At 60.6% G+C, this 16,474-nt stretch carries 16 protein-coding genes and 1 pseudogene; 2 read left to right on the forward strand and 15 right to left on the reverse strand.

Features of this window, described 5'->3' with window-relative positions; all coding sequences use genetic code 11:
• Positions 1-365: 365 nt before the first annotated feature.
• The 13 genes from Q8L50_RS18520 to Q8L50_RS18580 all read right to left on the reverse strand — a co-directional run bounded on the left by Q8L50_RS18520 (position 366) and on the right by Q8L50_RS18580 (position 12,744).
• Positions 366-680, reverse strand: coding sequence for a DUF2274 domain-containing protein (locus tag Q8L50_RS18520; protein WP_305350101.1), 315 nt, complete (start codon positions 678-680; stop codon positions 366-368).
• On the reverse strand, positions 677-1,978 hold the full coding sequence (locus Q8L50_RS18525) for a TrbI/VirB10 family protein (RefSeq protein WP_305350102.1): 1,302 nt from the start codon (positions 1,976-1,978) through the stop codon (positions 677-679). The genes Q8L50_RS18520 and Q8L50_RS18525 overlap by 4 nt, the downstream gene beginning before the upstream one ends.
• 2 nt (positions 1,979-1,980) lie before the next feature.
• Entirely contained in the window at positions 1,981-2,994 is a 1,014-nt protein-coding gene (gene trbG / locus Q8L50_RS18530; protein WP_305350103.1) for a P-type conjugative transfer protein TrbG, read from the reverse strand.
• Complete coding sequence (gene trbF / locus Q8L50_RS18535) at positions 2,991-3,695, reverse strand: conjugal transfer protein TrbF (RefSeq protein ID WP_305350104.1); 705 nt, start codon at positions 3,693-3,695, stop codon at positions 2,991-2,993. The genes trbG and trbF overlap by 4 nt, the downstream gene beginning before the upstream one ends.
• Before the next feature lie 12 nt (positions 3,696-3,707).
• Positions 3,708-5,057, reverse strand: coding sequence for a P-type conjugative transfer protein TrbL (gene trbL / locus Q8L50_RS18540; protein ID WP_305350105.1), 1,350 nt, complete (start codon positions 5,055-5,057; stop codon positions 3,708-3,710).
• Between the two features lie 5 nt (positions 5,058-5,062).
• On the reverse strand, positions 5,063-5,353 hold the full coding sequence (locus tag Q8L50_RS18545; protein ID WP_305350106.1) for an EexN family lipoprotein: 291 nt from the start codon (positions 5,351-5,353) through the stop codon (positions 5,063-5,065).
• 10 nt (positions 5,354-5,363) lie between these two features.
• Positions 5,364-6,092, reverse strand: coding sequence for a P-type conjugative transfer protein TrbJ (gene trbJ / locus Q8L50_RS18550; protein ID WP_305350107.1), 729 nt, complete (start codon positions 6,090-6,092; stop codon positions 5,364-5,366).
• On the reverse strand, positions 6,089-8,557 hold the full coding sequence (gene trbE / locus Q8L50_RS18555) for a conjugal transfer protein TrbE (RefSeq protein ID WP_305350108.1): 2,469 nt from the start codon (positions 8,555-8,557) through the stop codon (positions 6,089-6,091). Before trbE ends, trbJ begins: the two co-directional genes overlap by 4 nt.
• Positions 8,558-8,579: 22 nt before the next feature.
• Positions 8,580-8,864: a VirB3 family type IV secretion system protein gene (locus Q8L50_RS18560; protein ID WP_305350109.1), complete on the reverse strand. Its 285-nt coding sequence runs from the start codon at positions 8,862-8,864 to the stop codon at positions 8,580-8,582.
• Positions 8,861-9,193, reverse strand: coding sequence for a TrbC/VirB2 family protein (locus tag Q8L50_RS18565; RefSeq protein WP_305350110.1), 333 nt, complete (start codon positions 9,191-9,193; stop codon positions 8,861-8,863). The genes Q8L50_RS18560 and Q8L50_RS18565 overlap by 4 nt, the downstream gene beginning before the upstream one ends.
• Positions 9,190-10,155: a P-type conjugative transfer ATPase TrbB gene (gene trbB / locus Q8L50_RS18570; RefSeq protein ID WP_305350123.1), complete on the reverse strand. Its 966-nt coding sequence runs from the start codon at positions 10,153-10,155 to the stop codon at positions 9,190-9,192. The genes Q8L50_RS18565 and trbB overlap by 4 nt, the downstream gene beginning before the upstream one ends.
• Before the next feature lie 124 nt (positions 10,156-10,279).
• Positions 10,280-10,717, reverse strand: coding sequence for a CopG family transcriptional regulator (locus tag Q8L50_RS18575; protein ID WP_305350111.1), 438 nt, complete (start codon positions 10,715-10,717; stop codon positions 10,280-10,282).
• Positions 10,714-12,744, reverse strand: coding sequence for a conjugal transfer protein TraG (locus tag Q8L50_RS18580; protein WP_305350112.1), 2,031 nt, complete (start codon positions 12,742-12,744; stop codon positions 10,714-10,716). The genes Q8L50_RS18575 and Q8L50_RS18580 overlap by 4 nt, the downstream gene beginning before the upstream one ends.
• Before the next feature lie 616 nt (positions 12,745-13,360).
• Between Q8L50_RS18580 and Q8L50_RS18585 the strand changes: the two genes are divergently transcribed.
• A complete protein-coding gene (locus Q8L50_RS18585) occupies positions 13,361-14,491 on the forward strand; it encodes a DDE-type integrase/transposase/recombinase (RefSeq protein ID WP_305350113.1) in 1,131 nt (376 codons plus the stop codon).
• 146 nt (positions 14,492-14,637) lie between these two features.
• Here Q8L50_RS18585 and Q8L50_RS18590 read toward each other — a convergent pair.
• Together Q8L50_RS18590 and Q8L50_RS18595 are read right to left on the reverse strand one after the other, a co-directional pair.
• Positions 14,638-15,149, reverse strand: a pseudogene (locus Q8L50_RS18590) (hypothetical protein).
• 68 nt (positions 15,150-15,217) lie between these two features.
• Positions 15,218-15,502 (reverse strand): hypothetical protein, encoded by a 285-nt coding sequence (locus tag Q8L50_RS18595; protein ID WP_305350114.1) that lies wholly within the window; start codon positions 15,500-15,502, stop codon positions 15,218-15,220.
• 718 nt (positions 15,503-16,220) lie between these two features.
• Between Q8L50_RS18595 and Q8L50_RS18600 the strand changes: the two genes are divergently transcribed.
• Positions 16,221-16,474: HupE/UreJ family protein (locus Q8L50_RS18600; RefSeq protein ID WP_305350115.1), on the forward strand; the 254-nt coding region annotated here is incomplete at its 3' end.

Genomic DNA, 16,474 nt, shown 5'->3' on the forward strand with positions numbered 1-16,474 from the left:
GGATCAGCCCAGAGAATTCAAAAAGCCCGGGTGGTGAAATTGGTAGACGCAGGGGACTCAGACCAAATTTGAGCCCTCTTGAAGAAATTCTTGAGGTGAAGCCCGTCAAACTCGGCGAAGGCCCTGGACGCAAGTCCGAGCTAATACCGAGCCAAGCCCTCGTACCGAAAGGTTGAGGGAAGGTGTAGAGAGCAGACGGCGGGCACCTAAAGTCGAAAGACTATGGTGAAGGCGTGCTCCAGACCACGAACTCTCATATGAGGGGCGGCGAAAGCCGAAGTGGTAAGAAAATCCCCCGCCGCAAGGCGTGCCGGTTCGATTCCGGCCCCGGGCACCACCACAGGCCCTTCCAGCGATGGAAGGGCCTATTTTTTTGTCCCTCCTTCAGGCAGCACGTCAACTCCGATTGCGCCAGTTGAGCCTTTGGTAGCTAGTCTTCGAGTCGAGGCATCTGGCCCGGCGGCATGCTGCTTCTTGAATGCTCGGTCTCGTGCGATGAACGATTCCAGCATATGCGGGATCAACGTGACGGCATCGACCGGCTCGCCGTAGGCCTGCGCGTGCAGAGTGGCATAGCGCTCCAAATCAGCCTTCAATGCCGTCGTCAGCACAATGGTCAACTTCACCGTTTCGTGCCTGGGTAGCGGCCCCAACCGAAGCTTGCCGGCAGACGTACTCATTGCGAAGACCCACGCACAAAGAACAAAGGCTGATACGGCCGCAAAACCAAATCCTTGCTAACCATCACCCGCATCGGAAATCCAGGCCGAATCGTCAGCGTCGGCTGAATACTCATGTTGCGCTTGGTCATCTCCTGCCCAACCTGGTTCACCGTGTCCTGCGCACCCTGGCGCACAGCGACAATCACCTTGCCATCACTCCCGCCGCGATTCGGTGCCGCCAGCTCAGCGCCCACGCCCAGCAGCGTAGACAGCGCCGCACCCGCAAGAATCCGATCCCAGTGCCAATCAACACCATCCTCCAGTCCGGCATAACCCGCCGGGTCAATGCCTGGCAGCCGATCCAGCGCAATCGAAGACGTGTCCGGCAGGATCAACCGCGTCCACACCAGCAGCACCCGTCTCTGCCCAAATGACACCTGACTGTCATAGCGACCAATCAATCTTGACCCTTGCGGAATCAGCAAGTAGCGCCCCGTGGCCGTGTCATAAACCGCCTCAGTGACATTGGCGATCACCTGCCCCGGCAAGTCAGAGTTGATACCCGTCACCAGCGCGGCCGGAATGACAGTCCCCGCCATCACCTGGTAAGGCGAGACAGGCATCTGCAGGCCGGCCAGATTGCGCGTAGCCGTGTCACCCGCATTCGCAACAAAGGCTGCCTTTTGTTCCTGCCGGTTCTGCGCAGCGGTCGGGTCGATTGGCTGCGCGGTGGCGGTCGTCGCTCCCATCGGATTGAATGGCTGGTTGCCCGACACTGGTGCCGATGGACTACCTGCTAAAGCCGTGCTCACAGCGGCCGCCGACTTGGTGCCATTGCCACTGCCCCTAAAAAACACCGTAGAGCGCGCCGCTTCCTCCGCGTCACGAAGTCGCGTCAAACGATCAGCATGCGCTGGATCGTTGTACGCAGCCGATACATTCGCCTGGCGCTGGCGCTCGGCACTGACGATGGCAGGCCCCAAATCACCCGGCAGTGGTTCGCCCAAAACAGGTATGGCGGGTTTAGCCGGCACCGGTATCTTCGAATAGTCCTTGGGCAACTGCTCAAGACTCTCGGCGCGGGAGACGCGATCCACGTTGTACAACTCGGTCGCCGGGTTGCGCTCTCGCTTGTGCGATTGCAGCGACCACAAGGTACCTCCGAGCACGGCAGCGGCCAGCGTGCCCGCACCGAACGCCAGCATGCGCCGGTTCAGCCGCACCACTGGACGCGGTGGGGCACGCAGGGTCATGGTGTCCGGATCAACCTTTGGGGGCAACGGCGTGTCAGCCTGCGGTGTGGCGGGCGTACTCATGCTCAGTTCCTCCGCGCCGTGTTGCCAATCCCATCGGTGCGCTCGATACGCACCACTTGGGCCTTATCTGCCCCTAATCGCAGTTCAGCAGCACCAAACAGGCGGTCCACCACGTAGTAGGGTGAGCGGAAGCGATAGTTGACGAGCTGGCCATCGCCCTGGGGCCCAATCACGAACAGAGGCGGCAGCTCGCCCTGCGCAATACCGCCAGGAAACTGGATGTACACCCGCTGCCCATCATCGAAGGCGCGCAGCGGTTTCCACGGCGGGCTGTCGCCGGTGATTGCATAGCGGAACTTGATCTGCTCCAGCGACAAGCCAGAATCGACCGGCGCCACGGCTTGAGCCATCTGCGCCTGCTTCTGCAAGGCCAGCATCCGGTCCTTCGGGTAATCCCAGGACACCGAAGCCATCCACGCCTGCGGCGTTGAAGACAGCTCCAGCAGGTACATGCGCCGGTTCGTGGTGATGACCAGATTGGTCTTCAACCCGGTGCGGGTGGGTTTGACGAGAACGGTCACGCGCAAACTGGCACCTGCACCACTAGCCGTATCGCCAACCACCCAGCGCACCGTGTCCCCTGCCGAAACGGTCACCAGTTCCTCGCCCTCTTGCAGCGCGACGACGGTAACCCGGCCCGGGCTCGTATAGACCTGGTACAGCGCGCCATCGGCATAGGGCCAGACCTGGATGGCATTGACGTAACCCTCACGGCTCGGTGCCACACGTGCTTCCAGATTGGCTCGCGAGACACGAACCTTCTCGTCAACAGCTTCCGGTGGGATTTTCGCGTCCGCTTCCACCGGCAGCGGTTTCAACTGTGCCGGCAATGGCAGCGGTTCAGGCAGCGTCACCACCTCGATAGGTTTCGGCACCTCCGGCAGCAGGTGCGCAGCAACGGGTTCATCCAGTGAGATCACTGGCGGCGGCTTGCCTTGTGTGGCGCAGCCGGTGATGGTCGCCAGGGTAGCGATCATGATCACCGATAAAGCGTAACTACGGATCAGTGATTTCATGGTTTTACTCCTTGTGTCGCTTCGAGTTCACGGCTCCAGGACAGGCCGTTGACATAAATACCCAGTGGATTGCGTCGCAAGCGCTCTTCGGTGCGCGGTGGTTGTAGCACCACCGACACCACTGCCGTCCAGCGTTCGGTGCCCGTAGGCGCACCATTCGCATAGCTGCGCTCGATCCAGCGCATCTGGAACGAGGATTCACTGGCCCGAACCACGCTAGTCACTTCCACCGAAACAGAGTTCTGCCCGATGCGGGCAAACGGGTCGTTGGAACGCGCGTAATCGTTCAGCGTGGCCGCGCCCTTGTCCGTGGTGTACTCATAGGCTTCGAGCCAGTTCTGCCGCACCACGATGGGATCAATCGACAGCGAACGAACGTCGGTGAGAAAGCGCGCCAGGTGATAGGCAATCTGCGCATCATTCGGTTTGTACGGCGTGGCCGCTTCACCGACTGCCCTCACCTGCCCTGCGCTGTCCACCTCGACGACGTAGGGGGTCACGATTGACTGTGCCGAACGCCAGACCAATCCACCTGCCATCAGCAAAGCGAGAGACAAGCACCCAAAGGCCATCAGCCGCCAGTTCTTGGCCTGCACGCGCGCGCTGCCGATGCGGTTATCCCAGACTTGCGCTGCAGCCTGGTACGGGGTGACGGGCTCGGGCGTGTCCGAGTAACGCACCTGGGGTCGTTTGAATAACATGAAGTGATCTCCTTAATGGTTCGAGGCGTCGCGCAAGCTCGGACTGGCTCCGCCCCCGCCGTGGTCACCTGAGCGCAGGGTGTGTGCGGCAGTAGAAACACCATGCGAAAGACGTTGGTTGCGTTGCAGACGTTTCGTCCAAGCGGGTGCAAGGGGTGGGGTGTCGGCGCTCATTGCGCCTGTGCCAGTGCCAGTTGCGGCACCTGCGGTTGAACCCGGTGCAGCCGCCCCGGCAAACTCCGATGCGACACGGTCCTTGACAGCCTTGGCACCACTCTTCGCCACATTGGCCAGGCCCGCCCCCGCAGCACGAACACCGCCACCGCCTGATGCGGCAGAACCCGCCTGGTAGGCGGACTTCGCACCAGCAGCCATCGCGCTCGCCGAGCGGGCGGCACTGGCACCACCCCCAACGGTCGCACGTGCCGCCCCCGGCGCCATGCGCGCACCAGCGGCTACGGCGGCACCGCCCGTAGCAATCGCTGCACCACCCGCCACAGCCAGGCCCGCAGCACCCAGCACCGTTCCGACCGCAGCACCCGCCCCCAACTGCGGCGCGCCCGATACCAGTCCGGTCGCAATACCGGGACCGAAAATCCCCAAACCCAGCAGCGTGAGCGAAGCCAACATGATGACCAGTGCATGGTCAATGGAGGGCTCCGTCCCCGGTGGCGTCTGGAACTCCGCAAACAAGCCAGAGCCAATACCGACAATCACGGCCAGCACCAGCACCTTGATCCCGGAAGACACCACGTTACCCAGCACCCGCTCGGCCAGAAACGCCGTCTTGTTCCACAGAGCAAAGGGCACCAGCACAAAGCCCGCCAGCGTCGTCAGCTTGAACTCGATCAACGTCACAAACAGCTGAACCGCCAGCACGAAGAAGCTCACGATCACCACCAACCAGGCCAGAAACAGCACGCTGATGACATCAAGATTGGCGAACACCTCAGGAAATCCGGTCAGGTCGCTGATCTGCGCCATGATGGGCCGCCCCGCATCCACACCGGCTTGCGCGAGCCGTCCTGGCTGCAGCAACTGCGCCTGGGTCATAGAAGAACCAGATGCCACCAGTCCGAGTCCAGCAAAGGAGCGGAACACGATCCCTGCCAGGTTGTTGAAGTTGCCGATGATGAAAGCAAAGGCCCCGACATACAGCACCTTCTTGACCAGCTTGGCGATCACGTCATCACCGCCCCCACTGGCATGGCTCATGGCCCAGAACAGGCCCGCCAGCGTCATGTCGATCCCGACCAGCGTGGCGGTCAGGAACGCCACCTCGCCATGCAACAAGCCAAAGCCCGAATCGATGTAGCGCGAGAAGACATCCAGGAAGCGGTCGATGACCGACAGGTCGTTCATGACAGTCAGTCCTTCGGTGAGGAAACGGCGGGCGTAGCAGGTTGCGGCGCTGCTGGGGACACGTAGGGCGTATAGGGCGTCCCCGTGCCCATGAAGCGGCGACGCGTGGCCTCGGACACCGCCCCACAGACGGCATCCCCCACCTTGGCGTGGTCAGCCTTGCACTGGGCGCGAAGTTCCTTCAGGCGTTCAGGATTCGCGACCAGTGATTCGACCGTATCGGTCGGTGCCGATTTGCCGCAGCCCGCTATGAGCGATATCGAAACCGCAAAGGCAATGATCAAAAGCTGTTTCATGGTGATCCCCTCAATTGCTGTAAAAGTTGACCGTGTACGGTGTGTAAGGCGTGCCCTCCCCCTGAAACCGCCGACGCACCTCGCGCGCCCGTTCCTGCACCGCCACCTGCCGCGCCTGCTCCAAGGCAGTCGCACGGTCCTGCGTGATCTGAAGCTGTTGCGCCTGAATCGCCTGGCGGGCCTGCAAGGCCAGCAATTGATTGGTCGCCTGTGTGGCCTGCAGCGCACCGACGGCTGACTGACTGCGATTCACCAGATCCGTCAGCGTTTGCTCGTCGGACCTGAAGTTCTGCACCGCCTGCGACTGCACCTGGGTTGCGGTGCGCAACGCCTCCAACGAGTTACGCCATCGCTGGCGTGCATCCAGCGCCATCTGACCACCCGAGGAAGATGCGGAATACGCATTCGGGTACAGCCGTGAAAACTCCCCTTCCATCTGCGACACGTTGAACGCCATACCCTGCGCCTGATGAATCAGCTGGTTCGTTGCGGACAACGCGGACCGCAATTCGGCCAATGCGCTGAAATCCAGACCCGTCAGGTTGCGCGCCTGGTTCATCAACATCTGCGCTTCGTTCTGCAACTGCCGGATCTGGTTGTTGATCTGCTCCAGCGTGCGCGCGGCGGTCAGGATGTTCTGGGAATAGTTGGAAGGATCGAACACAACCCACTGAGCCTGTGCAGTTGGCACTATGGTCACAAGCAAAGCCGTGGCAACGACCAGCAAAGTCTTCTTCATGGCAATTTCTCCTGATGAGTTGACGGTGAGGACGGGAACGGTGAAAAGGAAGGAATCAGGTCCGCAGCCCAGTCGAGGCCGCGATGGCGCAGCCAGGCAGCTGCGAAGTCCGCAGGCGGGACGGATGCCGACACCGCGCCCATGGCACGCTGGTCTTCCGGCTTGGCCGCACCAGCAAACGCCAGTGCCACCGGCCCAAGTCCCAAGTCAAAGACCCGGTTGCCCAGCCGCGACTGGTAGTAGTAGTCCCGTTTGGGCTGCGCCTGCGCGACGATGTCGATCTGCCGGCTGTTGAGCCCGAAGCCTTCATAGATGACGCGAATCTGCGGCTCGGTCGCCTGCGGGTTGGGCAGGAAGATGCGACTGGCACAGCTTTCAATGATGGCCGGGGCGATGGCCGAATCCTTGATGTCCGCCAGCGACTGCGTGGCGAAGATCACCGACACATTCTTCTTGCGCAAGGTCTTTAACCACTGGCGGATGCGGGACGCAAACACCGGGTCATCCAGGAAAAGCCAGGCTTCGTCCAGAATCAAGAGCGTCGGCGCCCCATCGAAGCGTTCCTCAAAACGCGCGAACAGGTAACCCAGTACGGCCAGCATCGCGGCCTTGCTGTGCATCAACTCTTCCATCTCGAAGCCCTGCACGTCGGCAGAACCAAGACGGTCCGAGTCCGCATCCAGCAGCTTGCCATGCGCGCCGCCCAGCACATAGGGCTGCAGGGCCTGGCGCAAGGCGTTGGACTGCAACAGCACCGACAAACCCGTCATGGTGCGCTGATTGACCGGCGCACTGGCTAGGCTGTTCAAAGCCGACCACACCGCATCCTTCTCAGCCGGTCCGACGGTAACGCCTTCATGCATCAAACGCCCTGCGATCCATTCCGCTGCCCAGGCTCGATAACCGTCCTGGTCAATACGCGCCAGCGGTTGGAAGGAAATGGCGCCCTCCGCCCCTCCGTCGTTGCCGAGGTCGTAATGCTCCCCACCCAGCCCCAGGATGGTGGCGCGGATGGAGCGACCCATATCGAAAGCCAGGATGCGCGAACCGGCATAACGACGGAACTGCATGGCTAACGTGGCTAACAGCACGGACTTGCCCATGCCGATGGGGCCGACCACCAGCGTATTGCCCACGTCGCCAATGTGCGTGACCAACCGGAACGGTGTCGCACCATCGGTGCGCGTCACGATCAGCGGTGGCCCGTCCAGGTGCGCGTTGCGCTCCTGCCCGGCCCAGACAGCGGACACCGGCATCATGTGGGCCAGGTTCAAGGTCGAAACAACGGGCTGGCGCACGTTGGCGTAGGCATGTCCCGGAATCGACGATAGCCAGGCATCCACCGCATTCAGGGTTTCCGGGATCGTCACAAACCCCCGGCCCTGTATCGTCCGCTCCACCGCGCGCAACTTCTCGTCTGCCACCGTGGCATCAGCATCCAACACCGTCACTGTGGCCGTCACATACCCAAACGACACCTGATCGCTACCCAGCTCCTGCAAGGCTGCATCAGCGTCCGTCGCTTTGTTGGAAGCATCGGAATCGACCAATGGACTTTCCCGCTGGAAGATGGTCTCACGCAAGAGCGCCACGATGTTCTTGCGCTTGGCGAACCACTGCCGGCGCAAACGCGTCAGTTCTTTCTCGGCCTCGGCCTTGTCCAGGCACAGGAAGCGCGTGCTCCAGCGGTAAGCAAAGCCCAAACGGTTCAAGTCATCCAGCAGGCCGGGCCAGGTCGAAGTCGGAAAGCCACGCACCGAGAGCACACGCAGGTGCTGCGCTCCCAGCATCGGCGCCAGCCCGCCCGTCAGCGGTTCATCAGCCAACCACGCATCAAGATGCATGGGTACCTCGGGCACAGCCACCGGATGTCGGCGCGTGGATACACAGCCATGCAAGTAGGTCAGCGTCTGGCCATCGTCCAGCCAGGTGATCTCCGGCATCACCCCTTCGAGTAGGCCGAAGAAACGTTCGGTCTCGGATACGAATCTTTCCAGCCGTCCGTTCCAGTTGGGCCAGTCCACGCCCTCGGCTCTGGTGTTCTCGTACAGCAGCTTGGCGGCACGGGCCTCAGACTCCTCCCGCGACAGGTACAGCAGCGTCAGATAGTAGGCACTCTCGAAGTGACTGTCAGCTTCCTCAAAGGCCGCCCGGCGTTCTTCATCGACCAGCCAGGACAGCGGCTCCGGAAAAGAAGACTCGGGGTAATCAGCTGCTTCGCGCCGTTCAGCCTCGACAAACAGTGCCCAACCCGACCCCAATCGCCGCAACGCATTGTTAAGCCGCGCGGAGGTTGCGACCAGCTCACCCGGCGTCGCGCTGTCCAGGTCCGGTCCCCGAAACCGTGCCGTGCGCTGGAACGAACCATCCTTGTTCAGCACGACACCCGGTGCGACCAGCCCGGCCCAGGGAAGCCAGTCGGCCAGCAAGGCCGGACGCTTGCGGTATTCAGCGAGGTGCATCATGGTGTTTTGTCCATGGCTTGCCTCACACGTCCAGCAGCACGCGGTGCTTGATGTGCCGCGCGAAGACCTGCATGAACTGCGGGTCTAGGTGTGCGCCCCAGACCGCCAGCGAATGGCCGATGACCCACAACGCGATACCTGGCAACCAGAGCTGCAAGCCCAGTCCAACCGCAGCGGCCAGCGTGCCGTTGGCAATCGCCACGGTACGCGGCGCACCACCCAGCAGAATGGGCTCGGTCAGTGACCGGTGCAGCGGAATCTCAAAACCACTGGCGAAGCTCGGTGCGTTAGTCGTGGTAGCGTTCATGCCAGCACCGCCCCACCCGAGAAGCTGAAGAAGGTCAAGAAGAACGAAGACGCCGCAAAGGCAATCGACAGCCCGAACACAATCTGCACCAGCTTCCGAAAACCCCCGCTGCTGTCGCCAAACGCCAGCGTCAGGCCCGTGGCGATGATGATGATCACCGCCACGATTCGGGCCACCGGTCCTTGCACCGATTCGAGGATGGACTGCAGCGGTGCTTCCCACGGCATGTTTGAACCTGCGGCATGGGCAGGAATGGCGATAGCCAGCAGCAGCGCCGTGATGGCGGCGGCCTGAAGGACCGGTTTTACGTAAATGCGTGAAGTCGTCATAGCGGTTCTCCGGTGGTGGGTGGATTGGGTGATGGGATGGAAGGGAACGCAGGCATCAGATCGGTGCTGAGCTGGTAGCCATGACTGTCGAAGCTGACGACACGGGCAATTTCCTGAACACGCCGATGCTGGCCTCGCCCGGCGATGAAGACAATGACGTTGACCGCCTCGGCAATCAGCGCGCGGGGAACCGTGACGGAGACTTCCTGAATCAGTTGCTCCAGCCGGACCAGGGCGCCATGGGCGGAACCGGCGTGCACGGTGGCAATGCCGCCAGGGTGTCCAGTGCCCCATATCTTGATCAGGTCCAGCGCCTCTCCGCCCCGGACTTCACCGACCACCACACGGTCAGGTCGCAGCCGCAGGGTGGCCCGTACCAGGTCAGCCATGGTGCTGACACCCGGCTCGGTGCGCATGCAGACATGGTCATCGGATCGGCATTGCAACTCCACCGTGTCTTCGAGGATCATGACCCGGTCGCCGGTATCGGCGATCTCATCCAGCAGCGCATTGGCCAGCGTGGTCTTGCCGGTGCTGGTGCCGCCACATACGACGATGTTGAGCCGCTCGCGCACGGCAGCACGAAGAAACCCGGCCTGCGCCTCGGTCAGGATGCCGTCGGCCACATAGTGGTTCAACGTCATGATGCGCAGCGCCCGCTTTCGGATTGCAAACGAGGGTGCGCGCACCACAGGGGGCAATACCCCCAGGAAACGCTCCCCGGTCTCGGGCAATTCGGCCGACAGGATGGGTGCCCCGGCATTCACCTCGGCCCGCACGTGCGCTGCCACCAGGCGGATGATCCGCTCGGCCACGGCTGGTGGCAGGGTCGTGCCGGTCGGGGCGCGGCCTGAACCCAGCCGGTCCAGCCACAGGGTACCGTCCGGGTTCAGCAGCACTTCCACAACTTCCGGGTCTTCCAGTGCGGCCGCAATCTCCGGCCCCATGGCCGTGCGCAGCATGCGGATACGACGCTCCAGGGAGATGGCAGCACTGCCACCGCTGCCGTCACCTTCACTGCGGTTCTCACTGCCCACAGTGTCTTTGTCAGGCTTGCGAATCATTGGAGTCCTCCCCTTCCTTGTGTTATGGTGTGGTGGCCTGTGGAGTCAGGTCATCTGGCGCGACCTCTTCATGGACTTCGCGGACCAAGCTGCGCCCGCGCTGGATGTGGCGGGCGAGTTGTTCGATGAACTGGGCGTAACGGGCACGGCCCTGCGCACGGGCAGCATCCTGCTGGCCTTCGGGTACGGGCAGCGAGACCGTCAGGAAGTAGCGGATGTAAAGCGCCACCGTTTCGATCAAGATGCCTTGGTCCCGCTCCAGCCGGTCGAACTGGCGCGAGAGGCGATCCAGCCGTTTGCCCATGGCCGCCTCGCGCTGGTCGGCTGCATCGGGCGAAAGGAACGATGCCAGTGCCGCCGCAATCACTGCCGACTTCGACACACCCTTGTGCGCGGCGAGCTGGTCCAGCCGCTTCGCGTGATCCGGCTCGATGAAAATATTGAGACGGGTCCGGCTCATAGAGCAATCCCGTCATCCGGGTCCAATGCTGCGAACCGCGCGGTGCGCTGCATTCTTTGGTCTGGATCCCCTATCTCTCGTCCATCCCGCCTATCCCGTATCAGGCTCTGCGGTTGCAGTGACATGTCATCCTCGTCGTCCAGCACCAGCAGGTCATCAATGTCCATAGTGGTGGGCGCATCAAACGCAACGTTCAATTCAGACTTGAGCTGATGGCCGCCTTCATCTGCAAAGCCACCTGACGGGTTTGCAGTCAAGGCCTCGGACATTGCAGGTAACGCCATTCCACTCCAGTCGTCTGGTCGCGCCATGGGTTTGTCTGCATAGCCGTCCAGCGCCAACACCGGCGGTGCCAGCATCCGAACCATAAAATTCCGGTCCTGGTAGTAGCGCAGCTTTGCGGCCTTGATCGGCGCGTGCCCCGACACCATCACCACCTCTTCATCGGGCGGCAATTGCATCACCTCGCCCGGTGTCAGCAAGGGGCGTGCAGTTTCCTGCCGCGACACCATCAGGTGCCCGAGCCATGGGGCCAGCCGATGCCCGGCGTAGTTGCGTTGCGCTCGCAGTTCAGTGGCGGTGCCCAGGGCTTCGGAGATCCGCTTGGCGGTGCGTTCATCATTGGTTGCGAACGCAATGCGAACGTGACAGTTGTCCAGAATCGAATGGTTCTGGCCGTAAGCCTTGTCGATCTGGTTCAGGGACTGCGCAATCAGAAAGGCGCGCAAGCCGTAGCCGGCCATGAAGGCCAAGGCTGACTCGAAGAAGTCCAGGCGACCCAGCGCCGGGAACTCGTCGAGCATTAGCAGCAGTTTGTGTTTGCGTGCAATGCCGTCAGAGCCATCAAGTGATTCAGTGAGCCGCCGGCCAATCTGGTTGAGGATCAACCGGATCAATGGCTTGGTGCGACTGATGTCGGAGGGCGGCACCACGAGGTACAGAGATACCGGGTGCTCCGCTGAAATGAGATCGGCAATGCGCCAGTCGCAGCGCGACGTGACTTCGGCCACAGTGGGGTCACGATACAGGCCCAGGAAGCTCATGGCCGTCGAGAGAACGCCCGAACGCTCGTTGTCGCTTTTGTTAAGCACTTCGCGTGCCGCTGAAGCAACCACCGGATGTGTGACATCGCCCAGGTGCCGCGTCGTCATCATCCGGTGCAGCGTGATCTCGAATGGGTTGGCTGGGTCAGACAGGAAGTTGGCGACGCCGCGCAACGTCTTGTCGTCACCGGCGTAGAGCACGTGCAGGATCGCACCGACCAGCAGGGCATGCGAAGTCTTCTCCCAATGGTTGCGCCGCTCCAGCGCGCCTTCAGGGTCCACCAGAATGTCAGCGATGTTTTGCACGTCACGCACTTCATGCATGCCGCGCCGCACTTCGAGCAACGGGTTATAAGCAGCAGAGCGTGCATCGGTGGGATTGAACAGCAGGCAGTGCGAAAAACGTGAGCGCCATCCGGCAGTGAGTGTCCAGTTCTCGCCTTTGATGTCGTGAATGACGGCGGAACCGGGCCAAGAGAGAAGTGTCGGCACCACCAGACCAACACCCTTGCCCGAGCGCGTGGGAGCGAAGGCCATGACATGCTCGGGGCCGTCGTGGCGAAGATAGTCACTTTCCTTGGTTCGTAACCTCCCAAGAAACACGCCGGCAGGTTGGGTCAGGCCCGCCGCTCGAATCTCTTCAGCATCTGCCCAGCGGGCTGAACCGTAAGTCGTAACCCGCTTCATAATACGTGAGCGCCAGACCGCCATCGTGATGGCAGCACCGGTTGCGAGTAGTCCGCTGGAAGCTGCGATGATGCCACCGCGCAGGAACACGCCAGGTGCATAGGCGTCGAAGAAGTACCACCACTCGAACAGGCGCCATGGGTGATAGATCGGGATGCCGAACAGGTCGAACCAGGGCAGACCGAGTCGGCTCTGGTAGCCAAGTGCTGCCGCTGCCCATTGTGTGGCGCCCCATATGCCACCAAGCGTGACGCCGAGCACCACCGCAACCTGTCCGAACATGACTCCTGTCGACATGCTTCCCTTCCAAGTGTTGATTACGAGTCCACGCGTGCCCCACGAGCAGCGCTTAGGCGAGTCTGGCCTGAGCGTGCCACTCCGCACACCCACGCGGGCGCAGCGCAGCGCAGTTCATCGAAGGGAACCAAAGCGGTCATTGACGTTGATCGTAAACACCCACCAATACCGACTGATTCTGACCGGGGCCGCGCGAGCACTGAGCGCTTGTTCGCACTTCGAAGCCCCGCTTCACTCCTGAAATGACACGAGGAAGCTAAGCAGCATAGCCCTGCCATGAGTTTGCACTTGAAACACAGTATCTTGGTAGAGTCGGTTGAGCAAGTCTCAGCCTTGTCCAATGAGGTGTGAGCCTGAAGGGGACGCGTATTTCCACCCGGAAATGAGCCTGAGCGGGGATCTTGGGGTGGAACTGGAGGCTTGATCATCCAAGGATGGTGATCAACATGGATGAGGCAAAGCTGCGCACCGTTACGCAATTGCAGGAGTTTTTGGACGCAACCCAGGAGATCAAATTCACAGGCGCGCCGGGCGAAGGCGACCAGCAGCGCTACGAGCACATCAGCCGCGTGCTTAAACGTTTGGCGTACCCAAATCTGGGCAAGGCGACCGCGGCGTGGTGCTGGCCTATCTTCGGTGCACCAGCGGCTACAGCCGCTCCCAGGTCACCCGCTTGGTCGGGCGATGGGAGTCCAACCGGCTGGCCACGGTGCCGCTGGCCAAGCGCTACGGCAGGCCTACAGTGCCCTTTGCACGCAAGTACACCGGCGCCGACATTGAGCTGCTGGTGGAGATGGACCGGGCCAACGAAGATGTGTGCGGTCCGGCCATCGTGCACCTGTTGCAGCGTGCCTTCTGCGTCTATGGCGACCAGCGCTACGAGCGCCTGTCCGGGCTGTCGGTATCGCACCTGTACAACCTGCGCAAAAGCGGGGGCTACCGGGCCCTGCGAATCCACTTCACCAAGACGCGCACTGCGTGCAATCCCATCGGCGTACGCAAGGCACCCAGGCCCCATGGGCGTGCGGGCTGGGTGCGAATTGATAGCGTGCACCAAGGAGACCTGGACGGAGTCAAAGGGGTCTACCACATCACCTGTGTCGATGCGGTCAGCCAGTGGCAGGTGCAGGCTTGCGTGCAGGGCATCAGCGAGGCCTTTTTGCTGCCGGTACTGGCGATGGTGATCGACCAGTTCCCCTTCCAGATCGAGGGCTTCCACTCGGACAACGGCAGCGAGTACGTCAACCACAAAGTGGCCAAGATGCTGGAAAAACTGCGTATCGAGCAGACCAAGTCACGCTCACGTAACAGCAACGACAACGCCTTGGCGGAGAGCAAGAATACCAGTGTCGTCAGGAAGCACATGGGCTTCCGCCACACCCCACAAAAGTACGCCAAGCCCATCAATACGTTCTATCAGGAGGTGTTCAACGAGTGGCTCAATTTGCATCGTCCGTGCCTGTTTGCCACGGAGGTGGTGAGCGATAAAGGCAAGATCAAAAAGGTCTACAAACACCGTGACGCCAAGACCCCGCTGGAGTGCTTGGTGTTGCTCAACGAGGCGGGGTTGGTGACCTTTAAAAGCGACACCACGCTCGACAGTTTGCCGTCCAAAGCCAACGAGAAGACCGACTTGCAGGCCGCACAGGAGATGCAAAAGCCAAGACCGATTTGTTTGCGATGTTCAACAAACCGCAGCAAAAGAGACAGAGCTGACTTGGCAAAGCAGAGTGCTCAATTGCCTTGAAAAATCCGAGCGCCAGGGGTGCCTCCGGCGGCCTGGCAGGGGCCGATAGAGAATAAAACCAAGCCCAAATCCGGACACCTTAAACTTCCAGTTTTAACCGGGTCAAGCCACTAAGAAGAAGTTACCCGCTGCACAGTCCTTCAGGCTCATACCTGGATTGGAAAATAGTTGGGGTATTGATGCATGCCATGCTTGGTCCACCAGTGCGCGATGCTGTCGCAGCAAAACTCGCTGGTGTTCACGCTGGTGTTGAGGTGCATGTACCCCTCGTTGCGTGCCACGTCATACAGACCATGCGGAATCAGTTTGCCAACTCCCGCACTGGGGAAGTCGTGATCCAGCGTGTGTACCTGAACCAGCGTGAAGGTTTTGCCTTCCGGTGAGAAATTGCCGATCAGCTCCTTCTTTTTGGTGTCGATGCTGATCACTGGAGCGCCCTGCTGCAGGTACAGCGCTTTGAGGCTGGCGATGTTTTCAAACTGCGCATTGCGGTCCGGGTGCGTACCCATGGACTTTTCTTGCAGGCTTTGCGCTGGCCCAGATGGCTCTTCTTGAGCAGTTTGCGCACAACGTGCCGACTCGCTGGTGTGCCCATCTGCGCTAATCGCCTGCTGATCTCACGCCTGGATAATTTGGTCCACAAGACGCCTTCACGCATCGGATCGCCCGCTGAGAATTCCGCCAAAATTTTGTGGAAGTTCTCCTCCAGCGTCGCACTGCGCTCAATCAGACTTTTGCGTCCACCCCCTTTTTTCGAACCCGGCTGGCTGCGGGGTCTTCTTCCAAGTCCAACTCAGTGAGTCCTTGGCGCACGGTCTTGGCATCTATTTTGAACAGCACACAGATGTATTCGAGTCCGCCGTGCTCCAGCTTCAAAACCTCAATCGCCGCATAGCGACGATGGTCTTTCCTCGACAGCGTTGCAAACAACCGTCTCATCTTCAACTCTATGTCTTTTCTATAGCCCGTCACTCTGCAAATCCCCGCCTTTTTCTCAACAGTCTTGATCATCCCACGCGCCGAGGAACATTCCTATTCCGGGAAGTTGTTTTTTGCCAGTTCCTTACCAGGCCACCCCTACGCCAGTGCTCGTTCTCCTACCGTCACTTTTGACAACGAAAACAAATCGACCCCTATATCGGCGGTTGAAAATTTCATGCGCACCAAATTTGAATTTTGTGAATGAAGGATAGCAATGAGTGAATGGATCCAACAACCCTGCACAGTAAATTTATGACGCCAGGTGTTGCAAGTCATTAGCCCGCTCCATGGACGAACATCTTCCGAAAGTCACTCTCAACCGCAAACTGACCTTCCATGAATATGTCTATGGCCCAGTAGCCCGGTTTTCGACGGTCAAATTTAACCAACAAAAACAAACTCTTAAAACGGCTAACAAGGGTCTTCCCGCAGTCAGGTACATGTTGGTGCGTTAAATGCATTACCTGCTAGCCCTGTGCATGGAAGCAGGACCTAGACCCCGAATGCTTTGGGCAGCAAAGTAGTCGGAATGGATCAAGAAAACAACTGGAGACATTTCACGATGGAAACTTTTTACGAGGGGATGCGCCGCCATGGCATTTCACAAGTACTGCTAACTGACAGCCACGTCGTTGGGACTGGAACTGGCTTTTATGCCGCAGATTGCGCACCCATGAAAACCAAACCGCATAACTCATGCGCTGACTGCCCGGGCTGGAAAGCCCCGCTTTTTAAGGAGACATTTAAGATGAAAAAAAGTAACTTTCTGCAGTCACTGGGCGCTGCGGCCCTGCTGCTCACCACAGCCTCTGCACAGGCGCACACGGGGCACGGCACGGAAGGTTTTGCCGCCGGGCTGGCCCATCCCTTCATGGGATTGGACCACCTGCTCGCCATGGTAGCCGTGGGTATCTGGTCTGTGGCCGTGTTGCCCAAGGCCTTTCGCCTCGCAGGACCGATGGTGTTCCTCGCCATGCTGCTCGTGGGGGCTCTCAGCGCCAT

The organism is Polaromonas sp., from assembly GCF_030680935.1.
Classification (GTDB): domain Bacteria; phylum Pseudomonadota; class Gammaproteobacteria; order Burkholderiales; family Burkholderiaceae_C; genus Polaromonas.

What these genes read in the sequence shown, in the direction of transcription:
- Q8L50_RS18520 (WP_305350101.1), bottom strand. Translation starts at nt 680, where the DNA reads ATGAGTACGTCTGCCGGCAAGCTTCGGTTGGGGCCGCTACCCAGGCAC.
- Q8L50_RS18525 (WP_305350102.1), bottom strand. Translation starts at nt 1,978, where the DNA reads ATGAGTACGCCCGCCACACCGCAGGCTGACACGCCGTTGCCCCCAAAG.
- trbG (WP_305350103.1), bottom strand. Translation starts at nt 2,994, where the DNA reads ATGAAATCACTGATCCGTAGTTACGCTTTATCGGTGATCATGATCGCT.
- trbF (WP_305350104.1), bottom strand. Translation starts at nt 3,695, where the DNA reads ATGTTATTCAAACGACCCCAGGTGCGTTACTCGGACACGCCCGAGCCC.
- trbL (WP_305350105.1), bottom strand. Translation starts at nt 5,057, where the DNA reads ATGAACGACCTGTCGGTCATCGACCGCTTCCTGGATGTCTTCTCGCGC.
- Q8L50_RS18545 (WP_305350106.1), bottom strand. Translation starts at nt 5,353, where the DNA reads ATGAAACAGCTTTTGATCATTGCCTTTGCGGTTTCGATATCGCTCATA.
- trbJ (WP_305350107.1), bottom strand. Translation starts at nt 6,092, where the DNA reads ATGAAGAAGACTTTGCTGGTCGTTGCCACGGCTTTGCTTGTGACCATA.
- trbE (WP_305350108.1), bottom strand. Translation starts at nt 8,557, where the DNA reads ATGATGCACCTCGCTGAATACCGCAAGCGTCCGGCCTTGCTGGCCGAC.
- Q8L50_RS18560 (WP_305350109.1), bottom strand. Translation starts at nt 8,864, where the DNA reads ATGAACGCTACCACGACTAACGCACCGAGCTTCGCCAGTGGTTTTGAG.
- Q8L50_RS18565 (WP_305350110.1), bottom strand. Translation starts at nt 9,193, where the DNA reads ATGACGACTTCACGCATTTACGTAAAACCGGTCCTTCAGGCCGCCGCC.
- trbB (WP_305350123.1), bottom strand. Translation starts at nt 10,155, where the DNA reads ATGCTGCGCACGGCCATGGGGCCGGAGATTGCGGCCGCACTGGAAGAC.
- Q8L50_RS18575 (WP_305350111.1), bottom strand. Translation starts at nt 10,717, where the DNA reads ATGAGCCGGACCCGTCTCAATATTTTCATCGAGCCGGATCACGCGAAG.
- Q8L50_RS18580 (WP_305350112.1), bottom strand. Translation starts at nt 12,744, where the DNA reads ATGTCGACAGGAGTCATGTTCGGACAGGTTGCGGTGGTGCTCGGCGTC.
- Q8L50_RS18595 (WP_305350114.1), bottom strand. Translation starts at nt 15,502, where the DNA reads ATGATCAAGACTGTTGAGAAAAAGGCGGGGATTTGCAGAGTGACGGGC.